Consider the following 24069-nt stretch of genomic DNA (forward strand, 5'->3'; position numbering starts at 1 on the left):
GAGCTGGGACTTTAGGGCCTCTCGCCTGCCTTAACATGTTCGAGTGACCGTTCCCGAACATCTCCCACCACCGCCGGCTCGAGGCCTGAAGGTGCTCTTCGGGCTCCCCGCCGTCGGCCGGCGCTGGCCCGGTGGACTGCGTTCGGCGCTGGCGTTCGGTGTTCCGGCGATCCTGGCGTGGCTGCTCGGCTTCCACACCGAGGCACTGCTGGTGGTCTCGGGCAGTTTCGCGGTGATCTACGGCGAGGGCCGTCCCTACCGATCGCGGTGGTGGGTGGTGCTGACCGCAGGGGCCGCCCTGGTGGCCTCGGTGTGGCTGGGCGCGACGGCCGGTCGGCTCGCCCTCGACTTCGGCGAGACCGGGTGGGCGCGGATGATCCCGGTGACCGTGTTGTCCGTTCTCGCTCTCGTCGCGGTCTACGTCGTGGCAGCGCTGCGACTCGGCCCGCCCGGAGCCTTCTTCTTCGTGCTGGTGTGCGCGGTGGCGTCGTACCTCCCTGCCGCCGACATCAGCGCGACCCGCGGTGCCGTGTGCGCGGCGATCGGGGTGGCGTCGGCGCTGGTGGTCGCGATGTCCGGGGTGGTGCGTGACCCGAGGGGTCCCGAACGGGCGGCCGTCGGTGCGGCCGTGACGGCGATCGAGAAGTACACGGCATCGCCGACGGCGTCCGTCGTCGATCGGCACACCGCCGCCTCGCGTCTGCACGCGGCGTGGGCCGCGGTGTACGAGGCCGGGTCGACGCGCGGGACCTCGCGCCCCGCGCTGGTACAGACCCTGTTCGACGCCCATCTCGCGTTTGCGGCCGCCACGAGGGCGCGCGCCGGCACCCTTCCGGATCCGGAAAGTGCGGTGGAATCGCCACGAGATCAGCTGCCGCTGGCGCGTCCGGGCATCGGGTATCGGTTGAAGCGGTCGTTGCATCGAGATTCGCACGCGGCGTCCACGGCGATCCGGGTGTTCTGCGCGGCGGCAGGTGCCGGCGGCATCAGCGTGGCGCTGGGTTTGAGCAGGCCGGATTGGGCGATCCTCGGCGCGGTCCTGGTGCTCCAGCAGGGGCCGGATCGTGTGCACGGGACGTACCGCGGCATGCAGCGGCTCGGCGGAACGCTGGCCGGAGTGGTGCTGTTCTCGGCGATCTATCTCTCACCGCTGACGGGTCTTGCGGTGATCGTGGTGTTGATGGTGCTGCAGTTCGCGATCGAGATCAGTGTTGCGCGCAATTACGGTCTCGCCGTCACGTTCATCACCCCACTCGCGTTACTGATGGGTACCATCTCGCATCCGGGCGCTCCGCTCGGCGGCATCGTCGTCGATCGGGTGGTGGAGACCGCGGTGGGTGTCGCCCTTGCCTTCGCGGCGCTGTGGTTGTTGTTACCGGGCGCTTTTCGGCGCGCGCTGCTGTGGTCCGATCGGCGGGTTCTGGAGTTGACCGACCGATTGTTGACGGCCCTCCGAACCGAAAAAGCCTCGGCGGCAGCCACTATGGAGCTACGGCGAGATATCCAGTTCGAGCTGGTCGGTGCCGCGCTCGCGGGAGCCGAAGCGGCGCACAACGATCGCCGCTGGGCGCATCGAATGTGGGAGAGGCATGCAGAGGTCGACCACCTCGGATACGAACTGCTCGCACGGTGTTGGACCGCGGACGATGTCGGACGACCGAACGACATCGATCAGTGGCAACGCAGGCACGACACCGTGACCGGAAAATTCGACTCCCGAACCCTGGGGTAGGCGGTCGGTCTGCGGTAGTACACTCACCCCATGCTGCGAGCTCTCCTTCTTAACAGCCGCGACGGGGTCTGAGACCAGACTGGCTTCCCGTCGCGGGGTTCGTTGCGCCGGTCGAACACCATTGCTCTGATCTGTACGGAGAGACGAAGACCATGTCACCAGCCGACGCATTCACCTCGGGATCTCGCACCATCACCCCGCCCTCGCGGCCCGCTCCCAGCGACCAGCCAGCGTGGAACACTCAGAAGAACTCCTCGATGCCCACGTTCCGTTATCGGCCGTTCGCCGAGGAAGTGGAGCCCGTCACCCTCCCCGACCGCACGTGGCCGGACAAGATCATCGACCGGACGCCACAGTGGTGTGCAGTCGATCTGCGCGACGGCAATCAGGCGCTGATCGATCCGATGAGTCCCGCGCGCAAGCGCCGCATGTTCGACCTGCTGGTCCGCATGGGCTACAAGCAGATCGAGGTCGGCTTCCCGTCCGCCAGCCAGACCGACTTCGACTTCGTCCGCGAAATCATCGAGGACGGCGCGATTCCCGACGACGTCACCATCCAGGTTCTGACGCAGTGCCGCCCGGAGCTGATCGAGCGCACGTTCGTCGCGTGCGAGGGCGCTCGCAGCGTCATCGTGCACTTCTACAACTCGACGTCGATCCTGCAGCGCAAAGTGGTGTTCCGGGCCGATCGTGACGTCATCAAGAAGATCGCGACCGACGGTGCTCGCAAGGTACTCGAAGAAGCGGCCAAGTTCCCCGATACCGACTGGCGCTACGAGTACTCCCCCGAGTCCTACACCGGCACCGAACTCAGCTACGCCAAAGAGGTGTGCGACGCGGTCACCGCGGTCATCGACCCGACGCCCGAGAAGCCTCTGATCCTGAACCTGCCGGCCACCGTCGAGATGGCGACGCCGAACGTCTACGCCGACTCGATCGAGTGGATGAGCCGCAACCTCGATCGCCGCGACAGCATCGTGCTGTCTCTGCACCCGCACAACGACCGCGGAACCGGTGTTGCCGCAGCCGAACTGGGCTACCAGGCCGGTGCCGATCGCATCGAGGGATGCCTGTTCGGCAACGGTGAGCGCACCGGCAACGTCTGCCTGGTCACGCTCGGCCTGAATCTGTTCACCCGCGGCGTCGATCCGCAGATCGACTTCTCCAACATCGACGAGATTCGTCGCACGGTCGAGTACTGCAACCAGTTGCCCGTCGCCGAGCGCCACCCCTACGGCGGCGACCTGGTGTACACCGCGTTCTCGGGCAGCCATCAGGACGCCATTAACAAGGGCCTCGATGCCATGAAAGTCACCGCGGACGAACAGGGTTCGGACATCGGCGACATCACCTGGCAGGTGCCGTACCTGCCCATCGACCCCAAGGACGTCGGCCGCACCTACGAGGCCGTCATCCGCGTCAACTCGCAGTCCGGCAAGGGCGGCGTCGCGTACATCATGAAGTCCGATCACGGACTGAACCTGCCGCGTCGCCTGCAGATCGAGTTCTCCCAGGCAGTCCAGCGCATCACCGACGGTGAGGGCGGCGAGGTCTCGCCGAAGGAGATGTGGGACGTCTTCGCCGAGGAGTACCTGACGCCGATCCGTCCGCTCGAGCGCATCAAGCAGTCGGTACAGGCCGCCGAGATCGACGGCGGAACCGACACCATCACCGCCACGGTCAAGGTCGACGGCGTCGAACAGGAAATCTCCGGCTCCGGCAACGGACCACTCGCTTCGTTCGTCGACGCGCTGTCCACCATCGGTTACGACGTCAGCGTCCTCGACTATTCCGAGCACGCACTGTCCGCAGGCGACGACGCCCAGGCCGCCGCCTACGTCGAAGCCTCGGTCACCTCGCCTGCAGGTGTCGCCACCACAGTCTGGGGTGTCGGCATCGCGACCTCGATCACCACCGCGTCACTGCGCGCTGTGGTCTCGGCCGTGAACCGCGCGCTGAAGTAACTTCGCTGCTCGACGACACGCCGCTCACCTTTCGGGGTGGGCGGCGTGTTGCGTTGTGGGGCCCTCACGAAACGAAAGCGGGCGCGGTCGATGTGTGGCTCACGCGGACTTCCGGTCGACGAAAGGGACCAAAGACCCGTGTGCACGGGGTGCCGCAAATGCCACACTGAATCAGCCGTCGGGGCACCTTAGAGAATGGAAGTTCGCCATGGATTCTTTCTGGGATTTTCTTTGGCTTCTCATCGTCGGGTTCGCCTTCGTGGCCTACCTCATGGTGATGTTCTCGATCATCGGAGATCTTTTTCGGGACCACAAGACATCCGGGTTCGTCAAAGCCCTGTGGGTGCTCTTCCTCATCGTTGCGCCGTTCCTCACCGCGCTGGTCTACCTCATCGTGAACGGCAGCAACATGGCCAAGCGTCAGGTTGCCGCCCTGAAGCACGCACAGGACCAGCAGGAGGAGTACATCAAGCACGTCGCCGGTCGATCTGCGTCCGAAGAGATCGCACACGCAAAGGCGTTGCTCGACAATGGAACCATCGATCAGGACGAGTTCACGACGCTGAAGGCCAAAGCGCTGTCCTGAACGTAGCTTCCGCTCCGAACGCATCGAGCACAGCGGCGATCGCGGGTAGTCGCCGCGCATCCGTCCTCGTCGCGAGTTCGTAGATTCGCCCGGCTCGAACGCCGGCGAGCTCTCGACGTACCAGGCCCGGATGCACAACGGCGTAGCGCGGCATCAACGCCACTCCGTGCCCGGCCGCGACGAGTGTTTCGGTCACTCGAAAGTCGTTGATGCGTTGGACAACTCGCGGCTGCACTCCGGTCACCGAGGCCACGGAGAGCAACACGTCGTCGACCGGAAAACCGCCGCGAACGCTGATCCACCGCTCGTCGATCAAGTCTCGCAGATCGATCGAGCCTTGCTGCGCCAGTGCGTGATCGAGAGGCAACACCAGATCGATGGGCTCGCGCATCAGGGTCGTCACCTCGATCCGTGGACCCGCCGTCGACGGAGCTCGGTCGTCTCGGTGGGTGAGCACCACGTCGTAATCGGCGAGTAGCTCGGGCACCGAGGAGGCGGGCAGGTCCTCGTCGCGCGCATCGATGTCGACGTCCGAGTCCGCCAACCGCGTCAGGACCCCGGGCAGCAGCAGTGCCGCACCCGACGGGAACAGGGCAACTCGGACGCGTCCCCGCGGAGACGCTCGATAGCGATCCATTTCTGCTGTGGCGCGGGCGAGGGCAGCGAGAACCTCGTCGGTTCTGAGTACAAGCGCCCGCCCGGCGTCGGTGAGGCGCAGCCGACGCCCGTCCGGTTCGAGCAATGTCACGCCGGCCTCGCGCGCCAGCAACTTGAGCTGTTGAGACACCGCCGACGGAGTCATCGACATCGCCTCGGCGACCGATGCAACGGTTCCGCGGTCGGCAAGCTCAGCGAGGATCCGGAGCCGCTCCACATTCATACAGAAAATCTTAACTGTTGGTGCGGATATATTCGATTGTGCTGATTGTTTGCGCCCGTCACGATAAATGACATGACCACACGCGACCGCCTCCTCGGACTGACTGTCGCCGTTCTGTGGGGACTGAACTTCCTCGCCATCCGCGTCGGGCTCGACCACTTTCCGCCCTTCTTCTTCGCGGCACTGCGCTTTCTGGTCATTGCCATTCCGGTCGTGATGTTCGTTCCGCGACCGAAGGTGCCCCTCAAATGGTTGCTGCTCTACGGTTTCGGCTTCGGCTTCCTGCAGTTCGCCTTCCTGTTCGCGGCGATGGCGGCAGGCATGCCCACCGGATTGGCGTCGCTCGTCCTGCAGTCGTCCGCTCCGTTCACCGTCGTTCTCGGCGCGCTGCTGTTACGCGAACACGTGAGCCGCAGGCAGGCAATCGGCATCGGTGTGGCCGTCCTCGGCATGGTTCTCATCGGGTGGGATCGCGCCCAGAACGCCACCCTGCTTCCTGTCGTCCTCACCCTGCTCGCCGGTCTGGGCTGGGCCTTCGGCAATCTCGGAAACCGACTGGCCAAATCCGACTCCCCGATGACACTGATGCTCTGGATGACCGTCGTACCGCCGGTGCCGATGTTGGCTCTGTCGGCGGTCGTCGAGGGCCCGAGCACGGGCTGGCATGCGCTGGCCGACTCGTTCGGTTCGCAGGGCTGGCCCGGGCTGGTCGCGTTGGCGTACATCGTGATTCCCGCCACGATCGTGGGCAGCGGCCTGTGGAGCATCCTGATGAGCCGCAACCCGGCCGGTCTCGTCGCACCGTTCTCGCTGCTGGTTCCCGTCGTCGGTATCGCGGGTGCCTGGGCGTTTCTCGACGAAACCCCGTCGCTGTTGGCCCTGCTCGGCGGAGCGATCGTCATCGGCGGCTGCCTGGGCGGAATGGCTGCCAGGAAGCCTGCCCCAGTTCTGGAGAAAGTACCGGTATGAGGGCGGGAGTGGAGCCTGCGGAATGACCCAGGGGTAGCGGGAGTGGGGCCTGCGGAATGACCCGGGGGGGCGACGGGAGTGGAGCCCGCGGAATGAGCGAGGGGTAGCAAGCGTCGACGTGAAACTGCACGCTCTTCTGTGCCAGACTCGGCGGATGGCTGAACTGGGTGAGCGCAGACGTATCGGCGCCCGTGGCCGCGTGGCATTACGCGCGGCGGAGCTGGCGACGTGGGCGTCCCGCAAGGCGGGCCGAGGCAAAGGCTCGATGATCGGTGGTCTGGTCGCGCTCAAGATCGATCCGACCATTCTGGGCGGCCTGGGCCGTGGGCGGCGCACCGTCATCGTCACCGGCACCAACGGCAAGTCCACCACGACGCGGATGACGGCCGCAGCGCTGGCTACTCTCGGCGACGTCGCCACCCAGGCCGACGGAGCCAACATGGATGCCGGCATCGTCGCGGCACTGCACGCTCATTTCGACGCCGAGCTGGCCGCCCTGGAGGTCGACGAGCTCCACGTCCCCCACGTTTCCGACGCGGTCGATCCCGCGGCGATCGTGCTGCTGAATCTCAGCCGCGACCAGCTCGACCGTGTCGGCGAGATCAATATGATCGAGCGAGCCCTGCGCGCCGGGTTGGCCCGTCATCCCGACACCGTCGTCATTGCCAACTGCGACGACGTCCTCGTCACCTCGGCGGCATTCGATGCGCCGAACGTCGTGTGGGTCGCCGCGGGCGGCGGCTGGGCCGGCGACTCCGTCAGCTGCCCGCGTACCGGCGAACCCATCGTCTGGGACGGCGAGCACTGGTACAGCACCGGAAGCGATTTCAAGCGTCCGACGCCGGATTGGTGGCTCGACGACGAGAATCTCTACGGCCCCGATGGGCTCGTTCTACCGATGACATTGGCGCTGCCGGGAAAGGCCAACCGCGGCAACGCAGCTCAGGCCGTGGCCGCAGCCGTCACTCTCGGCGCAGCACCAGCCGACGCCGTCGCTGCCGCATCGGGAGTCGACGAGGTGGCCGGGCGTTACTCCACCGTCCAGTACGGATCGCATTCCGTCCGAATGCTTCTGGCCAAGAATCCCGCCGGATGGCAGGAAGCGCTGTCGATGATCGACCCCACGTGCGACGGTCTCGTCATCGCCGTCAACGGGCAGGTTCCCGACGGTGAAGACCTGTCGTGGCTGTGGGACGTGCGTTTCGAGCACTTCGAGGACGTCGCCGTCGTCGCGGCCGGTGAACGCGCGACCGACCTGGGCGTTCGCTTGCTGTACGCCGGTTCGCAGCACACCACCATCGCAGATCCGTTGCAGGCCATCGCATCCTGCCCGCCGGGACGCGTCGAAGTGCTGGCCAACTACACCGCGTTCCGCGATCTCGGTCGCGCACTGGCACGGGAGACCAAGGATGTCTGAGTCCACCGTTCGCATCGGCCTCGTTCTGCCCGACGTCATGGGCACGTACGGCGACAACGGCAACGCCCTCGTTCTCCGCCAGCGACTGCGGATGCGAGACATCGACGCCGAGGTCGTGCACATCACGCTCAACGATCCTGTCCCGGATTCGTTGGACGTGTACACCCTTGGTGGAGCAGAGGATTCGGCTCAGCGCCTCGCGACGCGTCACCTCACCCGATACCCGGGCCTTCAGAACGCAGCTGCTCGCGGTGTGCCGGTACTCGCTATCTGCGCCGCGATTCAGGTACTCGGGCACTGGTACGAGACCTCCGCAGGCGAACGCGTCGACGGCATCTCCCTCTTCGACGTGACCACCGCGCCCCAGGCCACCCGATCCATCGGTGAAGTCGTCACCGAACCCACGCTCGACGGTCTCACCCAGAAGCTCAGTGGATTCGAGAACCACCGCGGCGGAACGACACTCGGTCTAGACGCGGCACCACTCGCCAAGGTCACGCACGGGGTGGGTAACGGTGTCGGCGACGGACGTGAAGGCGTCGTGCAGGGTTCGGTGCTGGGCACCTACATGCACGGGCCGGTACTCGCCCGAAACCCGGAGTTGGCGGACTACCTACTCGAACGGGCGCTGGGCACTACTCTTGCTCCCCTCGACCTCCCCGAGGTCACGCAACTCCGCAGGGAGCGGCTCCGCCGCACGTGAGTGAAACTTCGTAGCCCACTACGATTTTCCACTCACGACGTGCACCGTTCACAGGGGTAAGACGAGTCGTTCCATCCCTCTCTGACCAGCACCTCGCGGACTTCGCGGTACACACCGCACGGGTCTTCGGTCACTTCGTGCCAGCCGTACATCAGCCGCGGCAGGTTTCGTAGTTCCGCGGCAATGTCGCGTCGTCGATCGCGAAAACGCCGTTGCTTGGCGGAGTGGAAAGCCTGGCCGTCCAGCCTGACGATGAGGTCGCATATTTCGTAACGAATGTCCTCGAAGAGCTGACGGCCGTCGACGAAGACCGGTGCCTGTCGCTTCCCGGCCGGAAGTCCGTGCGCCTGTTCGACATCGAGCACGTAGCGGTGCTCCAGCGCAGAATGGACCCCGTCGCGCATGAGAGCCAACGTGTGCAGAATCGCCTTCAGGTAGCGCATCGGCCGTCGGACCTCGATCTTGCGTGTCATTGCCGCAACGTTCACGCCGCCCGATGACATCGCTGAAACCAGCGTGATCACCGCCTGCCTCGACGACGGTTCCGCGACTGTCAGATCCAGCACCGTGTCGGCAGAGCTCGTTCGCGCCGGATTCGTCTCGACGCCGATGTGGCTCATGGCTCGGGAACGGTGCACGATCACGCCGGGATGAATTTGTTCATTGCTCTCCGACGTGAAGTTCTGCTTGGCGTGTCGCATTGTCGGCGGCCTGCTGATTGCCGAGCACCCGTAGGGAACGGTGAGATGAACCGGCCCAGAACTGACCCGCCGCCACCCCCACTCCTCAGCGGCGGTGGTGTGGCTGAGCAACGCTCCCCGGCCCGCGAACAACAATGCCGCCGACAGCTGCATCTCACGAGTCAGCGGTCCGTTGGTCACCGATATGACTCCACGAAACACCCGGAGCCACTGCCCGGTTTCCACACAGTGGTCGATGGAGTCCTTGTTGACCCCGTTCTCGTGCATTTGTTTCGTGGTGATGATTCCGTGCTGATCGTCCAGTAGTCGCTGCCAGGCACCCGCCGGTCTCGTCCTCATGTATCTCAGGATGGCCGGTTTACGGTGACCGCGTCAGAATCTATCCACAGGCTGTGGATAGAAAGGGTCGTGAGTGGAAACTCGACCCCTGCTACGAACTTCCACGCACGTGCGGCGAAGCCGCTCTACATACGACGCCTACCGGTGAGAGCTCGGCCGAGTGTCAGTTCGTCGGCGAATTCGAGGTCTCCGCCCATCGGCAGGCCGGAGGCGAGACGGGTGATGGCGAGACCGGGGAAATCGCGCATCATCCGAACCAAATACGTAGCCGTTGCTTCGCCCTCGGTGTTGGGGTCGGTGGCGATGATGACCTCGGTGACGTCGACGCCGTCGTCCTGAGTTCCCACGCGGGTCAACAACTCTCGGATGCGCAGCTGGTCGGGGCCTACTCCGTTGAGTGGGTCGAGCGCTCCGCCGAGTACGTGGTATCGGCCTTTGAATTCGCGCGTACGTTCCACGGCCTGAACGTCTTTGGGCTCTTCGACGACGCAGATCATGGACCTGTCGCGTCGGGAGTCGGCGCAGATTCGGCACAGTTCCTTGTCCGATACGGTCCCGCAGACGATGCAGAATTGCACGCCGTCGCGGATGCGCTGCAACGCGCGCATGAGGCGATCGACCTCGGGTGGCTCGACGGCCAGGAGGTGAAACGCTATACGCTGAGCGCTCTTCGGACCGACTCCGGGAAACTTTCCCAGCTCGTCGATCAGATCCTGTACGGGACCTTCGTACACTCGTCTCGCCTAGAAGCCGGGTAGTCCGAGGGAGCCGCCGCCGAGACCGCCTGCGAGGGGGCCGAGCTTCTCGCTCGCTACGTTCTGCGCTGCCTTCGACGCGTCGGCGATGGCACCGATCACCAGGTCCTGCAGTGTCTCGACGTCGTCGGGATCGACGATCTTGGGGTCGATGGTCAGTCCGACCACTTCGCCCGTTCCCTTGACGGTCGCCACGACGAGTCCGCCGCCGGCCTGGCCGGTGACCTCGGTTTCGGCGATCTCCGCCTGTGCCGCCATCAGTTGCTGCTGCATCTGCTGAGCCTGCTGCAGAATCGAGGCCATGTCGGGCTGTTCACCGGGTTGCACTGTGCCGTCCTCTCGCGTGGGTCGAAGCAACCTCCAGCGTAGTCGCACGGTGTCGGAAGACGTTCGACCGCACGATCGGGTTCGACACTCGGCTGACGTTCCGTCAGTTCTGAGCCCACGTAGCCTGAGGGCATGAACGCGCCGGCGAGCTCGACCCCTCGCAAGCGCCGAGTGACTCCCGAAACCATGGCCGAGGCGGGCATCGCTCTGACGCTGCCCAAGGTGACGGTGAAGTCGGTCGCCGACGCGCTGGGCGTATCGATCGTCGCGATCTACAACAACATCGACGGCCCGACCGCACTCAAGGCCCTGGTCGCCGAGGAGATCCTGCGACGCTGGTCGCCGCCGCTCCCCGGAGACGACGAGTCGATGCACGACGCGTTGCTGGGACTTTCTTCCGCGTTGCGGGTGCTCGTACTCGAGAACCCGGGCATCGCCGAGTATCTGATCGGACTGACTCCCAGTTCCGTCGACGCGCTGCGCATGGCCGACACCGTGCAGACCCGATATCGAGTGCGGTACGAACTGACTTCCAAGCAGGCTACGTGGGCCGTCATCACCGTCAGCGAACATGCACTGGCGTTGGCGCAGATGGTGTACAACGTCGATCGCCGCGACCGTGAGTACGACGACGCGATCGCGGCGCGCACCGACCTCGACACCCTGCCGGGGGCCTACGACACGGTCGACCGTGGACCCGACGGGATGTTTCTGTGGTCGATGCGCACCGTGGTGGTCGGCACGTTGGCGTTGATCGAAGAGCCGGATTTCGAGCGGGTCTAGATCAACTCGCGGCGCAGGTTGTCGAGGGTCGCGGCCTGGATCTTCTTCAATCCGAGGGGCGCGAACGTCTTCTCGAAGAATCCGCCGATTCCTCCGGCGCCCGTCCACTCGGTCGTCGTGGTGACGACGGTGCCGTTGCCTTCGGGGGCGACGGTCCAGGTGGTGACCATGGAGGAGTTGGCGTCGCGTTCGGTGATGGTCGAGCCGGAGACCGTGACGGATGCGCTCACGTTGCGCGCTCGCTTCTCGGTGGCCTGCAGGGTCCATTCGGCCACGGTGCCGTCGCCTTGTCCGCCCTGCACCACCCGGTAGTCGCGATACTGCTCGGGAAGGATGCGGGGCCGCACGGTTTCGTAGTCGGCGAGCGCGGCGAGCACCTGATCGGGTGTGGTGGCGATGGTGGCGGAACTGGATGCGCTGACCTGAGCCACGAGAACGTTCTCCTTCGAGTCGATTGGGGTTGCGTTCTCCATCCTGCCTCGCGTCGCTCCCGATCTCGGCACTGCCGCCGAGGGTGTGTGAGGTGGTTCACATACGATGAGCTGTCATCAAAAAACACATGCATGATGCAACCATTTGTCCGAATAGTTCTGTTTGAGCCAGCCGATTCGACAACAGTTGCGTGAAGTTTCACCGGACCGTCGGCAGCTTCGGTGGATACCGAGCAGTACGAGATATAGCGTCTACTCGTGGCTTCAGTGAATGCTCTTCTCGGACGCCGGCCAGAACCGAGGGAGAGCGGTTACGCAGCGCATCGGTCGGGTGTCGAGAAGTTGCTTCGCAGCTATCGCGCAATACCGACCGACGCGACGGTGCGTCTGGCTAAGAAGACGTCCAACCTGTTTCGGGCCAGGACGACCTCGAAGACGCCGGGACTCGACGTCTCGGGATTGAGCAAGGTCGTCACCGTCGATCCCGCGGCTCGCACCGCCGACGTGGCGGGGATGTGCACGTACGAGGATCTGGTCGACGCGACGCTGCCCTACGGCCTCGCCCCTCTCGTCGTTCCGCAGCTCAAAACGATCACCCTCGGCGGCGCGGTCACCGGACTCGGCATCGAGTCGACGTCGTTCCGCAGCGGGCTTCCGCACGAGTCGGTACTCGAGATCGACGTCCTCACCGGTAGCGGTGAGATCCTCACGGCAACACCCGAGGGCGAACACGCGGACCTGTACTGGGGCTTTCCCAACTCGTACGGCACTCTCGGCTACTCGACGCGGCTGAAGATCGAACTCGAGCCGGTACTTCCGTTCGTTGCCCTGCGCCACTTGCGATTCCACGATCTGGACGCGCTTCAGGCCACGATGGACACCATCGTCGCTCGGCGTGAGTACGACGGCATCGACGTTCAGTACCTGGACGGCGTCGTCTTCAGCGCCGACGAAAGCTACCTCACTCTCGGGGTTCAGACCGACGAGCCCGGACCCGTCAGCGACTACACCGGTGCCGACATCTACTACCGTTCGATCCAGCATTCGTCGGACACTCCGAAGACCGATCGGCTCACCATCCACGATTACCTGTGGCGCTGGGACACCGACTGGTTCTGGTGCTCGCGTGCGTTCGGAACCCAGAACCCCCGGATCCGACGCTTCTGGCCGCGCAAGTACCGGCGCAGCAGCTTCTACTGGAAGTTGATCGGCCTCGATCGCAAGTACGACATCGCCGATCGACTCGAGAAGCGCAAGGGACATCCGCCGCGCGAACGCGTCGTACAGGACGTCGAGGTTCCCATCGAACACACCGCCGGATTCGTACGCTGGTTTCTCGACGAGATTCCGATCGAGCCGTTGTGGTTGTGCCCCTTGCGTCTTCGCGAACCGGCCGCCCCCGGAGCCGATCCGTCCCGGCCGTGGCCGCTGTACCCGCTCGAGCCCAAGCGCACCTACGTCAACATCGGCTTCTGGTCGTCGGTGCCGATCGTGCCCGGTCGACCCGAGGGTGCCGCGAACCGCGCCATCGAGAAGAAGGTCACCGAGTTCGAGGGGCATAAATCGCTGTACTCGGATGCTTACTACACCGAGGATGAATTCGCCGTTCTCTACGGCGGCGAGAAATACAGAGAACTGAAGAAGAAATACGATCCCGAATCCCGATTGCTGGATTTGTACTCGAAGGCGGTGCAGCGCAAATGACGACGTTCAAGGACTCCGGCAATCGCACGGTGAACGGGCCACAGAAACTCAAGATCTCCGAGATCCTCGAGCTGATCTCCGACGGCAACATTCCCCTGCGTTTCACCGCGTACGACGGCAGCGTGGCCGGCCCCGAGGATGCCAAGATCGGCCTCAACCTCAAGAGCCCACGCGGAACCACCTATCTCGCAACAGCTCCCGGTGATCTCGGCATGGCCCGAGCCTATGTCTCCGGCGACCTGGAGGCCACCGGTGTTCATCCCGGTGATCCCTACGAACTGCTCGCGCTGATGGGCGACGAGCTCCATTTCCGCCGCCCGTCGGCCATGACCTTGACCTCGATCGCTCGGTCGCTCGGCTGGGACGTGCTGCGTCCCATCGCTCCTCCGCCCCAGGAGGCGATTCCGCGGTGGCGTCGCATCGCCGAAGGTCTGCGGCATTCCAAGACACGCGATGCCGAAGCGATCCACCACCACTACGACGTGTCGAACAGGTTCTACGAGATGGTCCTCGGTCCCTCGATGACGTACACCTGTGCGGCATTCGAGAACGTCGAGCAGTCTCTGGAGGCCGCGCAGGAGAACAAGTATCGGTTGGTGTTCGACAAATTGGGTCTGCAGCCCGGTGATCGCCTGCTCGACATCGGGTGCGGCTGGGGTTCGATGGTGCGCTACGCAGCGCGACGCGGAGTTCAGGTCATCGGTGTGACACTCTCGCAGGAGCAGGCCTCGTGGGCGCAGAAGGCCATCGAAGACGAGGGTCTTGCGGACCTCGCCGAGGTTCGCTTCTCCGATTACCGCGACGTGCCCGAGACGAATTTCGACGCGATCTCGTCGATCGGGCTGACCGAACACATCGGAGTCGGCAACTACCCGGCGTACTTCACGTTCATCCAGTCCAAGCTGCGTGACGGTGGTCGACTGCTCAACCACTCGATCACCCGGCCCGACAACCGCGCGCACGCCAAGGCAGGCAGCTTCATCGACCGGTACGTCTTTCCCGACGGGGAGCTGACCGGATCGGGTCGCATCATCACCGAGATCCAGGACGTCGGCCTCGAGGTCCGGCACGAGGAGAACCTGCGCGAGCACTACGCGCTGACCCTCGCTGGGTGGTGTCAGAACCTGGTGGACAATTGGGATGCGTGCGTCGCCGAGGCCGGCGAGGGAACCGCCCGTGTCTGGGGACTGTACATGGCCGGGTCCCGTCTGGGATTCGAGCGCAATGTCGTTCAGCTGCACCAGGTTCTGGCCGTGAAACTGGGACCGAAAGGTCAGGCCGACGTACCTCTGCGTCCGTGGTGGAACGGCTGAGCCTTGTGAGTGGAACTTCGTAGCAGGGGTCGAAGTTCCACTCACATGGGAGCTAGCGACCGGTCGCCCGCAGGATGACTCGGACGGTTTCGGTCGGCTGGTCCCAGTGCGGGAAGTGTCCGCATTTGTCGAACCAGTGCAGGGTGGCGTCGGGGAAACGCTGCATTGCCACCTCTGCCTGGCTGGGCGTCGTCACCTTGTCCTGACGGCCCCAGCCGATGAGCAGCGACCCCTGCAGGGAACCTTTCGGGGCACCCTGCTGCTTCGGCCCGTGGGTCAGCGCCTTGCGAGCGGCATCGAGCGAGGGTGAAGTCTTGGCAGAGAAGCCCTTCAGCTCCCGTTCGACCAGTCCGCTCGGCAATTTCCACGGCGCGGCCGAGAACTGCGCCAGTGCAGCGGTTCTGGTGATCGGGTTCCCGGCCAGGAAGGGCACCAGCGGTTGCGCCCGCTTCATCAACGCCAGCGATGCGGTGATGGTCGCCCCGAACACCTTGACCTGACGGTCGTTCCAGAAGCCGCCCGGGTCGAGGGCGACCATCGACCCCCGGTGACCCCGTCGGGCCAGCTCGACGACCATCCGCGCGCCCATCGAGCTGCCGACGAGATCGGCGTCGGACAATCCCTCGCTGTCGAGGTACGCGCGCAGGGCATCGGTCAACGACGCGATGGACACGTCGGCCAGCGGCGGTGTCCGTCCGAACCCGGGGAGATCGAGGGCGATGACCTCGCGGTGCTCCGCGAGTGCCGGGACGATCGGATCCCAGTTGCGGTGCGAGGACCCGAGCCCGTGGACGAGGACCAGCGGCGACCCGCTGCCAGTTCTGACGTTGTACATACCCGCGTTGTACCCGGAGACCGGAAACCTACACTTTCGGGCTGTAGTGCGACGGGTGCGAGCGACGCTGCGCCGGCGGCAGATTGCGGGCAGGCGTGTGCACCAGAGGAGCCGTTGCCGGCCTGCGGCCCGCCACGCGATCCCAGCCGGCCCGGGCGCGCGGATGGAGTCGGCGACGACGCGGCACCAGCCCGAACGCCAGGTTCACCGCCCCGCCGAACACCGCGAACCGTCGTGCGTCCCGCTCCGACCACGTGTATCCCAGTAGCTCCCGGACGGGCGGGTCGTAGAGCCCGACGGTGATCCAGACGAACAACGATGCCACCGGCCTGCGCAGCACGGCCCACACTCGTTCCGGCAGCCAGGAGGCATACGGTGGCGGGCCGAGCGCGGACAGATCCAGCACTCCACGTGCAGCCATGTTGTCTTCGAGCACGTGTGTGCACATGTGCTCCCAGTACTTCTGGAATTCGGCCCAGGTCTCGGGCACCGATCGCATGCTCATGCCGTAGAGCCGATACCACTGCACGTGTTCGTCGAACAATTGCACTTTCTGCGTTTCGGTCAGTCCGCCCATGAAACGGTCGGCGGTGAGCACCGTGCCCATGAAGAACGTCGCGTGTGCCCAGTAGAAGGTGTCGGGATCGAGGGCGTGATACGTGCGCCCTTTCGAGTCGATTCCCTTGATGTCGTTGTGGTAGCCGCGAACCTGGCGGGCGGTTTCCTCGGCGCGGTCGCCGTCGAACACCACTCCCCCGATCGGATACAGGGAGCGGTAGAGGCGCTGCCATCGCTCGTCGAAGAACGTCGAATGCTGTTCGACGCCCGCTCCGAGGCCCGGGTGCATGTTCTGCATCGACCCCGCCCACACGCCCTGCAACATCCCCCGCCAGTCACCGAAGTACTTCCAGGTGAGCGAGTCGGGACCGAGTGGGACAGGTCGATCGAACTGACTACGCATGTTGTCAAAGTAGCCTCGACAACATGCGTGGTCAACAGTTGGAAGAGCGCAGATCCATGCGATACGACGCGTTGCTCGATGCGGGGATCGAACTCCTCGGCGCGCAGGAGGGACCTGCGGTCAACGTGCGCGCCGTGTGCCGCGCAGCCGGACTCACCGAGCGCTACTTCTACGAGAGCTTCACCGATCGCGACACGTTCGTTCGCGCGGTCTACGCCTGGGTAGGGGCTCGGGCGCAGGAGGCCCTGGAGAACGCCGTCGCCGGAGCACCACCGAAGGACGCCGTGGCCGCGCCCGTCCGGGCGTTCGTCGAAATCGTCGTCGACGAGCCTCGGATGGGACGAGTGCTGCTGATCGCTCCGTTGGCCGAACCTGCGCTGAGCCGACGCGGACTCGACCTGCTGCCCGGGTTCGTCGAACTGGTTCGTGCCCGGCTACCCGAGTCCGCCGACCGGCAGCTCGTCGCCGTCGGAACCGTCGGCGCGTTGACGGCTCTGTTCATCGGTTTTCTGGACGGCACCCTCGACGCCACTCGCGACGCTCTGGTCGCGCACTGTATACGCATCCTCGAGCAGGCCGCCGTGCAAGGATGACGGCACCTACAGCCGAAGGAGCTCGTTCATGTCCGATCTCGACCAGTCGTTCGCCGATGCGCAGGTTGACGTCAAGAAGCTCACGTCCAAGCCGAGCAACGACGATCTGCTGCGCCTGTACTCGCTCTTCAAGCAAGGTTCGATCGGAGACGTGACGGGTAAGCGTCCCGGACGGCTGGACATGGTGAACCGCGCAAAGTTCGATGCCTGGGCGAAGCTCGAAGGCACGAGCCAGGATTCGGCGAAACAGCAGTACGTGGATTTGGTGACCGCACTCCTCGCCGGCTGAGCCTACGGCTATGGTCGAGGGCGGGGGTAACGCAACGAAGGGACCCGCATGAGACGCACCGACAGCGACGTCGACGAGGCCGAGCTCGACATCGAGAAGCCGAAGACCCATGCGGCAGGTGCCACCGCCGTCGCGGTGTCGATGAAGCGCGCGCTGGGACACATGGGTCCCAAGCGCACCGCGCAGACGCTCCTCAAGCTGAACCAGGCCGAGGGCTTCGACTGCATGAGCTGCGCGTGGCCCGATCCCGATCCGGGTCATCGGCACGCCGCCGAGTTCTGCGAGAACGGTGCCAAGGCCGTCGCCGAGGAGGCGACGACGACGCGAGCCACTCCGGAGTTCTTCGCGCAGCACAGCATTGCCGAGCTCGATGCGCACACCGAACACTGGTTGGGTCAGCAAGGCCGCATCACGCATCCGATGATCAAGCTCCCCGGCGGCAGCCACTACGAGCCCATCGAATGGGACGATGCGTTCCGTCTGATCGGCGACGAGTTGAAGAGCCTGGCCAGCCCGGACGAGGCCATCTTCTACACCTCGGGTCGTGCGTCCAACGAGTCCGCGTTCATCTACCAGTTGTTCGCTCGGTCGTTCGGCACCAACAACATGCCCGACTGCTCCAACATGTGTCACGAGTCGACGTCCATCGCGCTGCAGGAATCCATCGGCATCGGCAAGGCCAGCGTCACGCTCGACGACGTTCACAACGCCGAACTGATCATCCTGGCCGGCCAGAATCCCGGCACGAATCACCCGCGTATGCTCTCCGCCCTCGAGCTGGCGAAGCAGAACGGCGCAAAGATTCTGTCCATCAATCCCCTTCGCGAAGCGGGACTGCTGAACTTCAAGAACCCCCAGACCCCGCGCGGCATGGTCGGTCCCGGTACCGATCTGTCGGATCTGCACCTGCCGATCAAGCTCAACGGCGACCTCGCTCTGTTCCAGGCCCTCGGGGCGCTGTTGGTGAAGTGGGACGCCCTCGATCACGAATTCCTCGGCGAATACACCGTCGGATTCGACGAGTGGAAGGCACACGTTGCCGAGGTCGATTTCGATCTCGTCACCGAGGTCACCGGTCTGTCGATGCAGCAGATCACCGAGGCCGCCGAGATGCTGCGCGACTCCAAGGCCACCGTCTTCTGCTGGGCGATGGGTCTGACGCAGCATCGCAATGCCGTCGCCACCATCAAGGAAGTCACCAATCTCGCGTTCGCGCAAGGAAACATCGGTAAGGCCGGTGCCGGTTTGCTTCCCGTCCGTGGCCACTCGAACGTGCAGGGCGACCGAACGATGGGCATCTGGGAGCGCCCTCCGGTGGCCTTCCTCGACGCCATGGCGGCGGAGTTCGACTTCGAGCCGCCCCGTGAGCACGGCTTGGACACCGTCGACTCGATCCGCGCCATGCGCGACGGCAAGGCCCATTTCTTCCTCGGCCTCGGCGGCAACTTCGTACAGGCGACGCCCGACAGCGACGTCACGTTCGAGGCGCTGCGCAAGATGCGCATGACCGTGCAGATCTCCACGAAGATCAACCGTTCGCATCTCGTGTGCGGCGAGACGGCTCTCATTCTGCCGACCCTCGGACGCACCGAGAAGGACGTGCAAGCCAGTGGTGAGCAATGGATTTCGGTGGAGGACTCCACCTGCTCGGTGCACTCGTCACGAGGACCGCTGAAGCCCGCGAGCCCGTACCTGCGCTCGGAGGTCGCGATCGTCAGCGGAATCGCCGAGGCGACACTCGGTGATCGATACGGTCTCGATTGGAAGGGTTTCCGCGACGACTACCGCAACATTCGCACGCACATCTCGCGCGTCGTCGCCGGTTGCGAAGGGTACGAGGTCAATGTTCGACGACCCGGCGGCTTCGTCCTTCCGCATCCCCCTCGCGACAGCAGGACGTTCGAAACCAATAGCGGCAAGGGCGAATTCGCCGTCTCGCCGATCGACGTGCTGCAGGTTCCGTCCGGCCATCTGATTCTGCAGACGCTGCGCAGCCACGATCAGTTCAACACGACGATCTACGGCCTCAGCGATCGCTACCGCGGAATCGAGAACGGCCGACGCGTCATCTTCGTGCACCGAGAAGACATCTCGACGCTCGGCTTCCGCGACGGCGACATGGTCGATCTCGTCACCAAGTGGGACGACGACGACGTGGAACGGTGCGCGCCGTCGTTCCGCATCGTCGAGTACGACACCCCGCGTGGGTCGGCTGCTGCGTACTACCCCGAGACCAATCCGCTGATTCCGTTGGATTCGACTGCGCTGCAGAGCAACTGCCCTACTTCGAAGTCGGTGATCATCTCGATGGTTCCGGCGGGAACAGGAGCGCAGGGCACGTCGAACGGTCATCAGGACAACGAGGGCTCGGACGAGGGGCACAAGTCGCACCCCCAGCCGCATCACCTGAGCTGAGCGGACTCAGCTGAACGATCGAACCAGGGTCGCTGCGTCGGTGAACTGATGTCGCATCAGTTCACCGGCGGCCCGGTGATCGGCTCGACGCATCGCCTCGATCAATTCCTCGTGGCCGCGTACCGCCCGTCGTCCCCAGTCGGTGTCGGACGCATGTAGATGCGTCGGGGTGTACTTGACGGCACCGAGCAGAAACCACGCCAATGTGGTGCCGCCTGCGATCTTGTTGATGGCGCGGTGAAACTCGAACTCGCACCGTTCGACGGCATCGGCGTCGGTGCGTGTCACGGCGTCGCGTAGGTCGTCGTTGAGGGTGGTCAACTGCTGGAGATGCTCCGCGGTGACCCGGCGGGATGCCCGCTCGGCCAAGGCCGCGGCGATCGTGCCCTGCAACCAGAAGATGTCGTCGATGTCCTGCCGTGTCAGTTCGACAACGCGGTAGCCCCGATGCGGGACCGATTCGAGCAACCCTTCGCCGCGCAACGACACCAGCGCCTCGCGTACCGGGGTGGCACTGACTCCCAACTCGGCTGCGGTCTCGTCGATGCGGACGAACGCCCCCGGCTTCAGCGCACCGGCGACGATCCTTCGGCTGATGCTCACTGCGACGTCCTCGGACAGCTGCGGTCGTCGCGCAATCGGCTGTTTCGAAGACGCCGTGCGTGTGAGATCGAGGCTCATTCCACATCTCCTGCACAGCGGGGCTGCGGGGGTTGTTGCAACGGTGGCGGGCGCATAGTGTGTCCTGGACAACATTGAATCACATCAAATATATGTGATGCGATCTGCTGGAGGATAGAGCCCGTGACGGACCAGATCGAACGAACGAACGAGAGCACCTTCGAAAGCCTCGATCCCAGAACGGGTCTCGCACTCGCCACGTACCCGATCGCCGACGGCGCCGAGGTCGAGATCGCCGTGGCCCGCGCCCGCTCGGCCGCCCGGTGGTGGGACGCGCAGGGATTCGAGGGCCGCAAGCGGTGGCTCCTCGAATTCAAGACCGCGATCGCCCGCGACGCCGCGAGCCTCGCCGCCGTCATCGCCGCCGAAACCGGCAAGCCGGACGAGGACTCCCTGCTGGAAGTCATGTTGGGCGTCGAACACATCGATTGGGCGGCGCGCCACGCCGGCAAGACCCTGAAACAGCGCAGGGTCGGATCGGGTCTGCTCGCCATCAACCAGAAGGCCTACGTCAGCTACCGCCCGTTCGGCGTCGTCGGCGTCATCGGGCCGTGGAACTACCCGCTCTACACGCCGATGGGGTCGATCGCGTACGCCCTCGCCGCAGGCAACACCGTCGTCTTCAAGCCCAGCGAACTCACTCCGGGTGTCGGGGTCTGGTTGGCCGAGAAGTGGCAGTCGCTCGCCGCTCCCCACCCGGTGTTCCAGACGATCACCGGCGACGGTTCCACCGGCACCGCCCTGGTCGAAGCCGGCGTCGACAAGATCGCGTTCACCGGCTCGACCGCGACGGCCAAGAAAGTCATGGCCACCTGCGCGAAGTCGTTGACGCCACTGATCGCCGAGTGCGGCGGTAAGGACGCGATGCTCGTCGACGCCGACGCCGATATCCCTGCGGCCGTGGAGTTCGCGACGTTCGGCGCGATGGGCAATGCCGGGCAGACCTGCGCCGGAGTCGAACGTATCTACGTCGCCGCCCCGGTGTACGACCGGTTCGTCGTCGAATTCACCAGGGCGGTCAAGGAATTGAAGCCCGGTGGATCGAAGACCTCGTCCTACGGCCCGATGACGCTGGGCAAGCAGAGCGACATCGTCCGCGGCCAGATCGAGGATGCGTTGGCCAAGGGCGGCACGGCATTGGTGGGAGGTCTCGACTCACTGCACGGGCCGTACATCGACCCCGTCGTCCTCACCGACGTTCCCGAGGATTCGACCGCGATCACCGAGGAGACGTTCGGGCCCACCGTCGTCGTCAACAAGGTCCGCGACCTGGACGAGGCCATCGCCCGTGCCAACGCGTCCTCCTACGGTCTGGGTGCATCGGTGTTCACCAAGGACACCGCGGTCGGGCGACGCGCCGCCGAGAAGCTCGATTGTGGTGTCGTGACGGTCAATTCGGTGCTGGGCTTCGCCGGCGTCCCGGCCCTACCGTTCGGCGGAACGGGCGACTCGGGCTTCGGGCGCATCCACGGCGACGACGGTCTTCGTGAATTCAGCACCGTCAAATCACTGACTGTGCAGGGCTTCGCGGCACCGATCGATCTGCTGACGATGAAGCGCAAAGCACGAAACATGAAGCTCTCGGTGCTGGCGCTCAAACTTCGCCACGGACGAGGCTGACCATGGACATCGCGCCGGGTCGGGGTCGATACGGGTGGTTGCGCCGCGTCGAGGAACTCGACCCGGTCCGCGACTGTCACACCATTCACCGGATCACCGCGGGGTACGAGTTCCCCTGGGATTATCAGCGGGCCCTCGAATTCGCCTTGTTCCGAACGTATTGCGTGCCGACGATCTCCGCTCTGCTGGCCCGGACCGGCGAGTTCGAGAAGCGACCGCAGAAGCGGTACGACGACACCTCGCTGCTGATGTCGGAAATGGTCGAGCACGGATACGACTCCGAACGAGGTCGTCAGTCACTGCGGACGGTCAATCGAATGCACGCCCAGTACGACATTTCCAACGACGACATGCTGTACGTGCTCACGACGTTCATCTACGAGCCCATCGAATGGATCGACACCTACGGGTGGCGTCGTCTGCATCCCCACGAGCGGCTCGCGACCTTCCACTTCTACAGCGAAGTGGGTAAACGCATGGGCATCAAGGACATTCCAGAGTCGTATACCGAGTTCGCACAGTTCAAGCTCGATTACGAAGAACGAACGTTCCGCTTCAGCGAGGACAACCGTCGCATCGGCACCTACACCCTCGATCTCTACTGCTCGTGGTTTCCCGCCGCGCTCACCCCGGCCGTCCGGCAGGGCGTGTTCGCGTTGCTCGACGATCGGATGGCGAACGCATTCGGCTTCCCCGCCGGCTCACCCACGCTGGAACGGGCCGCGGTGCGGGCGCTGCGGACCAAGGCCCGCGTGGAGCGTTTCCTGCCCTCGAGAAAACACTCACGCACGACAGCCGACGCGGGCAACAAGACCTACCCCGGCTATCCCGTCGGGTACAGCCCGAAAGATCTGGGCACCCAGGCCGCATCACCGATTCGCGGTTGTCCGGTAGCGACGACGTAACTGCCAACTCGACGGGTCAGAGTCCGTCCACCCACCGCCCGAACGCATCGCGAAACTCCCCCGAGAGCGGCAGCGGTGCCAGGGCAGTGTTCGGATCGGCGGGCAGCGGGCCGAGCTCGCCCAGCATGTGCGAGCTGTTGGCGAAGTGCGCGAAGTGGAGGTCGGTGTGGCCCAGGGCCACTCGCACGTTCTCGACCTGGCCGCAGGACACGTTCAGGTCCTTGTCCGAGCAGGTCAGGAACGAGGAGTACGAGTCCGGTAGCGCGGCAGCCAGATCCGCCGGGTCCGTGGCATCCGCTTCCCGCAGGAAGGTGGCGCTCTGCCGCAGTCCCAGACCGTCGACGATCGGGTCGGGCTCGGCAGACAGCGGTTGTCCCGCGCGAATATCGGCGACGGCCTGGGCGAAGCGATCCCGCGACGACGCGGCCTGCTCCTCGGTGAACTGGCCGACCGCCACGGCCTCGCCGATGTTGCGATCGACCTGCGCGGTCAGCAGGTCGAGGTAGCGGATGGACAACGGCTCGAGCAGGCCGACATGGGTGAACGCCGCACTGTCGGCATCGGCCAGGCGCAGTGCCGTCAGTGCGCCCTCGCTGTGCCCGATCACCGTCGTGCGATCCGCCCCGACACCGGTGCGCTGCTGCAGGAAAGCCAGTGCGTCCGCGGCATTGTCGACCTGCGCATCGAAGCCGGGCGGGTTGTTCGGATCCACCCCGGCCAGCCCGGTGCGGCCGCTCCCGAGCTTGTCGAACCGCAGGCTCGCAATACCGCGTCGGGACAACTCGTCGGCGACGTATGCGGTCGTGTTCAGGTGCAGATCACCCGAGTTCCCGTTGCGATCGGTCGGCCCGCTGCCCGGCAGCACCAAGGCCACGCCGCGGGTGTCGCCGACCGGCATGCGGAGGCTGCCGTAGAAGGTGACGCCGCCGGACTCGAAGCTGACCTCCGAATCGAGCGCGTCGTCGGGTGACCACGGAACGTTGATCGGAGCAGCGGCCGCGGTACCCGCGCCGACGAGCAGGAGCATCGACGCGGCCAGTCCGGCCAGCAGTCCTCGGGTGCGCATCATGCCGCCAGAATAACAATCCGACCGACCGTTCGGATATGGGTACGCTGCCCGTAACCCGCGGCACGGCACTCGACGTCGCCCATCGAAAAACGCACGC

23 protein-coding genes are annotated in these 24069 nt (G+C 65.0%); 14 read left to right on the top strand and 9 right to left on the bottom strand.

What is annotated here, in order from left to right; all coding sequences use genetic code 11:
- The first annotated feature begins 43 nt into the window (after positions 1-43).
- From CH281_RS08350 to CH281_RS08360, 3 genes are all read left to right on the top strand, one after another.
- Positions 44-1732, top strand: a complete 1689-nt coding sequence (locus CH281_RS08350; protein ID WP_143544773.1) for an FUSC family protein — start codon at positions 44-46, stop codon at positions 1730-1732.
- Between the two features lie 152 nt (positions 1733-1884).
- A complete protein-coding gene (gene leuA, locus CH281_RS08355) occupies positions 1885-3696 on the top strand; it encodes a 2-isopropylmalate synthase (RefSeq protein WP_032364570.1) in 1812 nt (603 codons plus the stop codon).
- 208 nt (positions 3697-3904) lie between these two features.
- On the top strand, positions 3905-4282 hold the full coding sequence (locus tag CH281_RS08360) for an SHOCT domain-containing protein (RefSeq protein WP_094693714.1): 378 nt from the start codon (positions 3905-3907) through the stop codon (positions 4280-4282).
- Here CH281_RS08360 and CH281_RS08365 read toward each other — a convergent pair.
- On the bottom strand, positions 4251-5162 hold the full coding sequence (locus CH281_RS08365; RefSeq protein ID WP_032384094.1) for a LysR family transcriptional regulator: 912 nt from the start codon (positions 5160-5162) through the stop codon (positions 4251-4253). The two genes, CH281_RS08360 and CH281_RS08365, sit on opposite strands and share 32 nt — an antisense overlap.
- A 72-nt stretch (positions 5163-5234) precedes the next feature.
- Here CH281_RS08365 and CH281_RS08370 point away from each other — a divergent pair, with 72 nt between their 5' ends.
- The 3 genes from CH281_RS08370 to CH281_RS08380 all read left to right on the top strand — a co-directional run bounded on the left by CH281_RS08370 (position 5235) and on the right by CH281_RS08380 (position 8251).
- Complete coding sequence (locus CH281_RS08370; RefSeq protein WP_032364573.1) at positions 5235-6131, top strand: EamA family transporter; 897 nt, start codon at positions 5235-5237, stop codon at positions 6129-6131.
- Positions 6132-6285: 154 nt separating this feature from the next.
- A complete protein-coding gene (locus CH281_RS08375) occupies positions 6286-7548 on the top strand; it encodes a Mur ligase family protein (RefSeq protein ID WP_032373778.1) in 1263 nt (420 codons plus the stop codon).
- The gene (locus CH281_RS08380; protein WP_094622898.1) at positions 7541-8251 is read left to right on the top strand and encodes a type 1 glutamine amidotransferase; all 711 of its coding nucleotides are present in this window, start codon (positions 7541-7543) and stop codon (positions 8249-8251) included. The genes CH281_RS08375 and CH281_RS08380 overlap by 8 nt, the downstream gene beginning before the upstream one ends.
- Positions 8252-8283: 32 nt before the next feature.
- Here the strand turns inward: CH281_RS08380 and CH281_RS08385 are convergent, their stop codons facing one another.
- The 3 genes from CH281_RS08385 to CH281_RS08395 form a co-directional block, all read right to left on the bottom strand.
- Positions 8284-9291 carry a type IV toxin-antitoxin system AbiEi family antitoxin domain-containing protein gene (locus CH281_RS08385; RefSeq protein ID WP_094693716.1) on the bottom strand — a complete coding sequence of 336 codons (1008 nt, stop codon included), beginning with the start codon at positions 9289-9291 and terminating at the stop codon, positions 8284-8286.
- Positions 9292-9416: 125 nt separating this feature from the next.
- Complete coding sequence (gene recR / locus CH281_RS08390) at positions 9417-10025, bottom strand: recombination mediator RecR (protein ID WP_027494532.1); 609 nt, start codon at positions 10023-10025, stop codon at positions 9417-9419.
- Between the two features lie 9 nt (positions 10026-10034).
- Positions 10035-10373, bottom strand: a complete 339-nt coding sequence (locus CH281_RS08395; protein WP_027494533.1) for a YbaB/EbfC family nucleoid-associated protein — start codon at positions 10371-10373, stop codon at positions 10035-10037.
- Between the two features lie 132 nt (positions 10374-10505).
- On the opposite strand from CH281_RS08395, the gene CH281_RS08400 reads away from it, so the two are divergent.
- Positions 10506-11156: a hypothetical protein gene (locus CH281_RS08400; RefSeq protein ID WP_143544774.1), complete on the top strand. Its 651-nt coding sequence runs from the start codon at positions 10506-10508 to the stop codon at positions 11154-11156.
- On the opposite strand, the gene CH281_RS08405 is transcribed toward CH281_RS08400, so the two are convergent.
- Positions 11153-11587, bottom strand: a complete 435-nt coding sequence (locus CH281_RS08405) for an SRPBCC family protein (RefSeq protein ID WP_094693995.1) — start codon at positions 11585-11587, stop codon at positions 11153-11155. The two genes, CH281_RS08400 and CH281_RS08405, sit on opposite strands and share 4 nt — an antisense overlap.
- A 258-nt stretch (positions 11588-11845) precedes the next feature.
- Here CH281_RS08405 and CH281_RS08410 point away from each other — a divergent pair, with 258 nt between their 5' ends.
- Both CH281_RS08410 and CH281_RS08415 read left to right on the top strand, forming a co-directional pair.
- Positions 11846-13291 (top strand): FAD-binding oxidoreductase, encoded by a 1446-nt coding sequence (locus CH281_RS08410; RefSeq protein WP_179274144.1) that lies wholly within the window; start codon positions 11846-11848, stop codon positions 13289-13291.
- Positions 13288-14604, top strand: coding sequence for a class I SAM-dependent methyltransferase (locus CH281_RS08415; protein WP_027494537.1), 1317 nt, complete (start codon positions 13288-13290; stop codon positions 14602-14604). Before CH281_RS08410 ends, CH281_RS08415 begins: the two co-directional genes overlap by 4 nt.
- A 52-nt stretch (positions 14605-14656) precedes the next feature.
- Here the strand turns inward: CH281_RS08415 and CH281_RS08420 are convergent, their stop codons facing one another.
- Positions 14657-15439, bottom strand: a complete 783-nt coding sequence (locus tag CH281_RS08420; RefSeq protein ID WP_094693722.1) for an alpha/beta fold hydrolase — start codon at positions 15437-15439, stop codon at positions 14657-14659.
- A 28-nt stretch (positions 15440-15467) separates the two neighbouring features.
- Positions 15468-16400 (bottom strand): oxygenase MpaB family protein, encoded by a 933-nt coding sequence (locus CH281_RS08425; RefSeq protein WP_048316774.1) that lies wholly within the window; start codon positions 16398-16400, stop codon positions 15468-15470.
- 23 nt (positions 16401-16423) lie between these two features.
- Here CH281_RS08425 and CH281_RS08430 point away from each other — a divergent pair, with 23 nt between their 5' ends.
- The 3 genes from CH281_RS08430 to CH281_RS08440 are packed head-to-tail and all read left to right on the top strand — an operon-like array spanning position 16424 to position 19697.
- Positions 16424-16993 (top strand): TetR/AcrR family transcriptional regulator, encoded by a 570-nt coding sequence (locus tag CH281_RS08430; RefSeq protein ID WP_027494540.1) that lies wholly within the window; start codon positions 16424-16426, stop codon positions 16991-16993.
- Between the two features lie 28 nt (positions 16994-17021).
- Complete coding sequence (locus CH281_RS08435) at positions 17022-17282, top strand: acyl-CoA-binding protein (protein WP_032364582.1); 261 nt, start codon at positions 17022-17024, stop codon at positions 17280-17282.
- A gap of 48 nt (positions 17283-17330) precedes the next feature.
- The gene (locus CH281_RS08440) at positions 17331-19697 is read left to right on the top strand and encodes an FdhF/YdeP family oxidoreductase (RefSeq protein ID WP_094693724.1); all 2367 of its coding nucleotides are present in this window, start codon (positions 17331-17333) and stop codon (positions 19695-19697) included.
- A 6-nt stretch (positions 19698-19703) separates the two neighbouring features.
- Here CH281_RS08440 and CH281_RS08445 read toward each other — a convergent pair whose 3' ends face one another.
- Entirely contained in the window at positions 19704-20378 is a 675-nt protein-coding gene (locus CH281_RS08445; protein ID WP_052060940.1) for a GntR family transcriptional regulator, read from the bottom strand.
- 102 nt (positions 20379-20480) lie between these two features.
- Here CH281_RS08445 and CH281_RS08450 point away from each other — a divergent pair, with 102 nt between their 5' ends.
- Both CH281_RS08450 and CH281_RS08455 read left to right on the top strand, forming a co-directional pair.
- Positions 20481-21998: an aldehyde dehydrogenase family protein gene (locus CH281_RS08450; RefSeq protein ID WP_370878754.1), complete on the top strand. Its 1518-nt coding sequence runs from the start codon at positions 20481-20483 to the stop codon at positions 21996-21998.
- Positions 21999-22000: 2 nt separating this feature from the next.
- Positions 22001-22903, top strand: a complete 903-nt coding sequence (locus CH281_RS08455; protein ID WP_032392800.1) for an oxygenase MpaB family protein — start codon at positions 22001-22003, stop codon at positions 22901-22903.
- A gap of 16 nt (positions 22904-22919) precedes the next feature.
- Here the strand turns inward: CH281_RS08455 and CH281_RS08460 are convergent, their stop codons facing one another.
- Entirely contained in the window at positions 22920-23972 is a 1053-nt protein-coding gene (locus tag CH281_RS08460; RefSeq protein ID WP_052060938.1) for an alpha/beta hydrolase, read from the bottom strand.
- Between the last annotated feature and the right edge of the window lie 97 nt (positions 23973-24069).

This window comes from Rhodococcus sp. 06-221-2, from assembly GCF_002258365.1.
GTDB lineage: Bacteria > Actinomycetota > Actinomycetes > Mycobacteriales > Mycobacteriaceae > Rhodococcoides > Rhodococcoides fascians.

Coding starts and splice junctions, on each gene's coding strand:
- leuA (WP_032364570.1), top strand. CDS start 1,885: ATGTCACCAGCCGACGCATTCACCTCGGGATCTCGCACCATCACCCCG.
- CH281_RS08360 (WP_094693714.1), top strand. CDS start 3,905: ATGGATTCTTTCTGGGATTTTCTTTGGCTTCTCATCGTCGGGTTCGCC.
- CH281_RS08365 (WP_032384094.1), bottom strand. CDS start 5,162: ATGAATGTGGAGCGGCTCCGGATCCTCGCTGAGCTTGCCGACCGCGGA.
- CH281_RS08370 (WP_032364573.1), top strand. CDS start 5,235: ATGACCACACGCGACCGCCTCCTCGGACTGACTGTCGCCGTTCTGTGG.
- CH281_RS08375 (WP_032373778.1), top strand. CDS start 6,286: ATGGCTGAACTGGGTGAGCGCAGACGTATCGGCGCCCGTGGCCGCGTG.
- CH281_RS08380 (WP_094622898.1), top strand. CDS start 7,541: ATGTCTGAGTCCACCGTTCGCATCGGCCTCGTTCTGCCCGACGTCATG.
- CH281_RS08385 (WP_094693716.1), bottom strand. CDS start 9,291: ATGAGGACGAGACCGGCGGGTGCCTGGCAGCGACTACTGGACGATCAG.
- CH281_RS08400 (WP_143544774.1), top strand. CDS start 10,506: ATGAACGCGCCGGCGAGCTCGACCCCTCGCAAGCGCCGAGTGACTCCC.
- CH281_RS08415 (WP_027494537.1), top strand. CDS start 13,288: ATGACGACGTTCAAGGACTCCGGCAATCGCACGGTGAACGGGCCACAG.
- CH281_RS08420 (WP_094693722.1), bottom strand. CDS start 15,439: ATGTACAACGTCAGAACTGGCAGCGGGTCGCCGCTGGTCCTCGTCCAC.
- CH281_RS08425 (WP_048316774.1), bottom strand. CDS start 16,400: ATGCGTAGTCAGTTCGATCGACCTGTCCCACTCGGTCCCGACTCGCTC.
- CH281_RS08430 (WP_027494540.1), top strand. CDS start 16,424: ATGCGTGGTCAACAGTTGGAAGAGCGCAGATCCATGCGATACGACGCG.
- CH281_RS08435 (WP_032364582.1), top strand. CDS start 17,022: ATGTCCGATCTCGACCAGTCGTTCGCCGATGCGCAGGTTGACGTCAAG.
- CH281_RS08440 (WP_094693724.1), top strand. CDS start 17,331: ATGAGACGCACCGACAGCGACGTCGACGAGGCCGAGCTCGACATCGAG.
- CH281_RS08445 (WP_052060940.1), bottom strand. CDS start 20,378: ATGAGCCTCGATCTCACACGCACGGCGTCTTCGAAACAGCCGATTGCG.
- CH281_RS08455 (WP_032392800.1), top strand. CDS start 22,001: ATGGACATCGCGCCGGGTCGGGGTCGATACGGGTGGTTGCGCCGCGTC.
- CH281_RS08460 (WP_052060938.1), bottom strand. CDS start 23,972: ATGATGCGCACCCGAGGACTGCTGGCCGGACTGGCCGCGTCGATGCTC.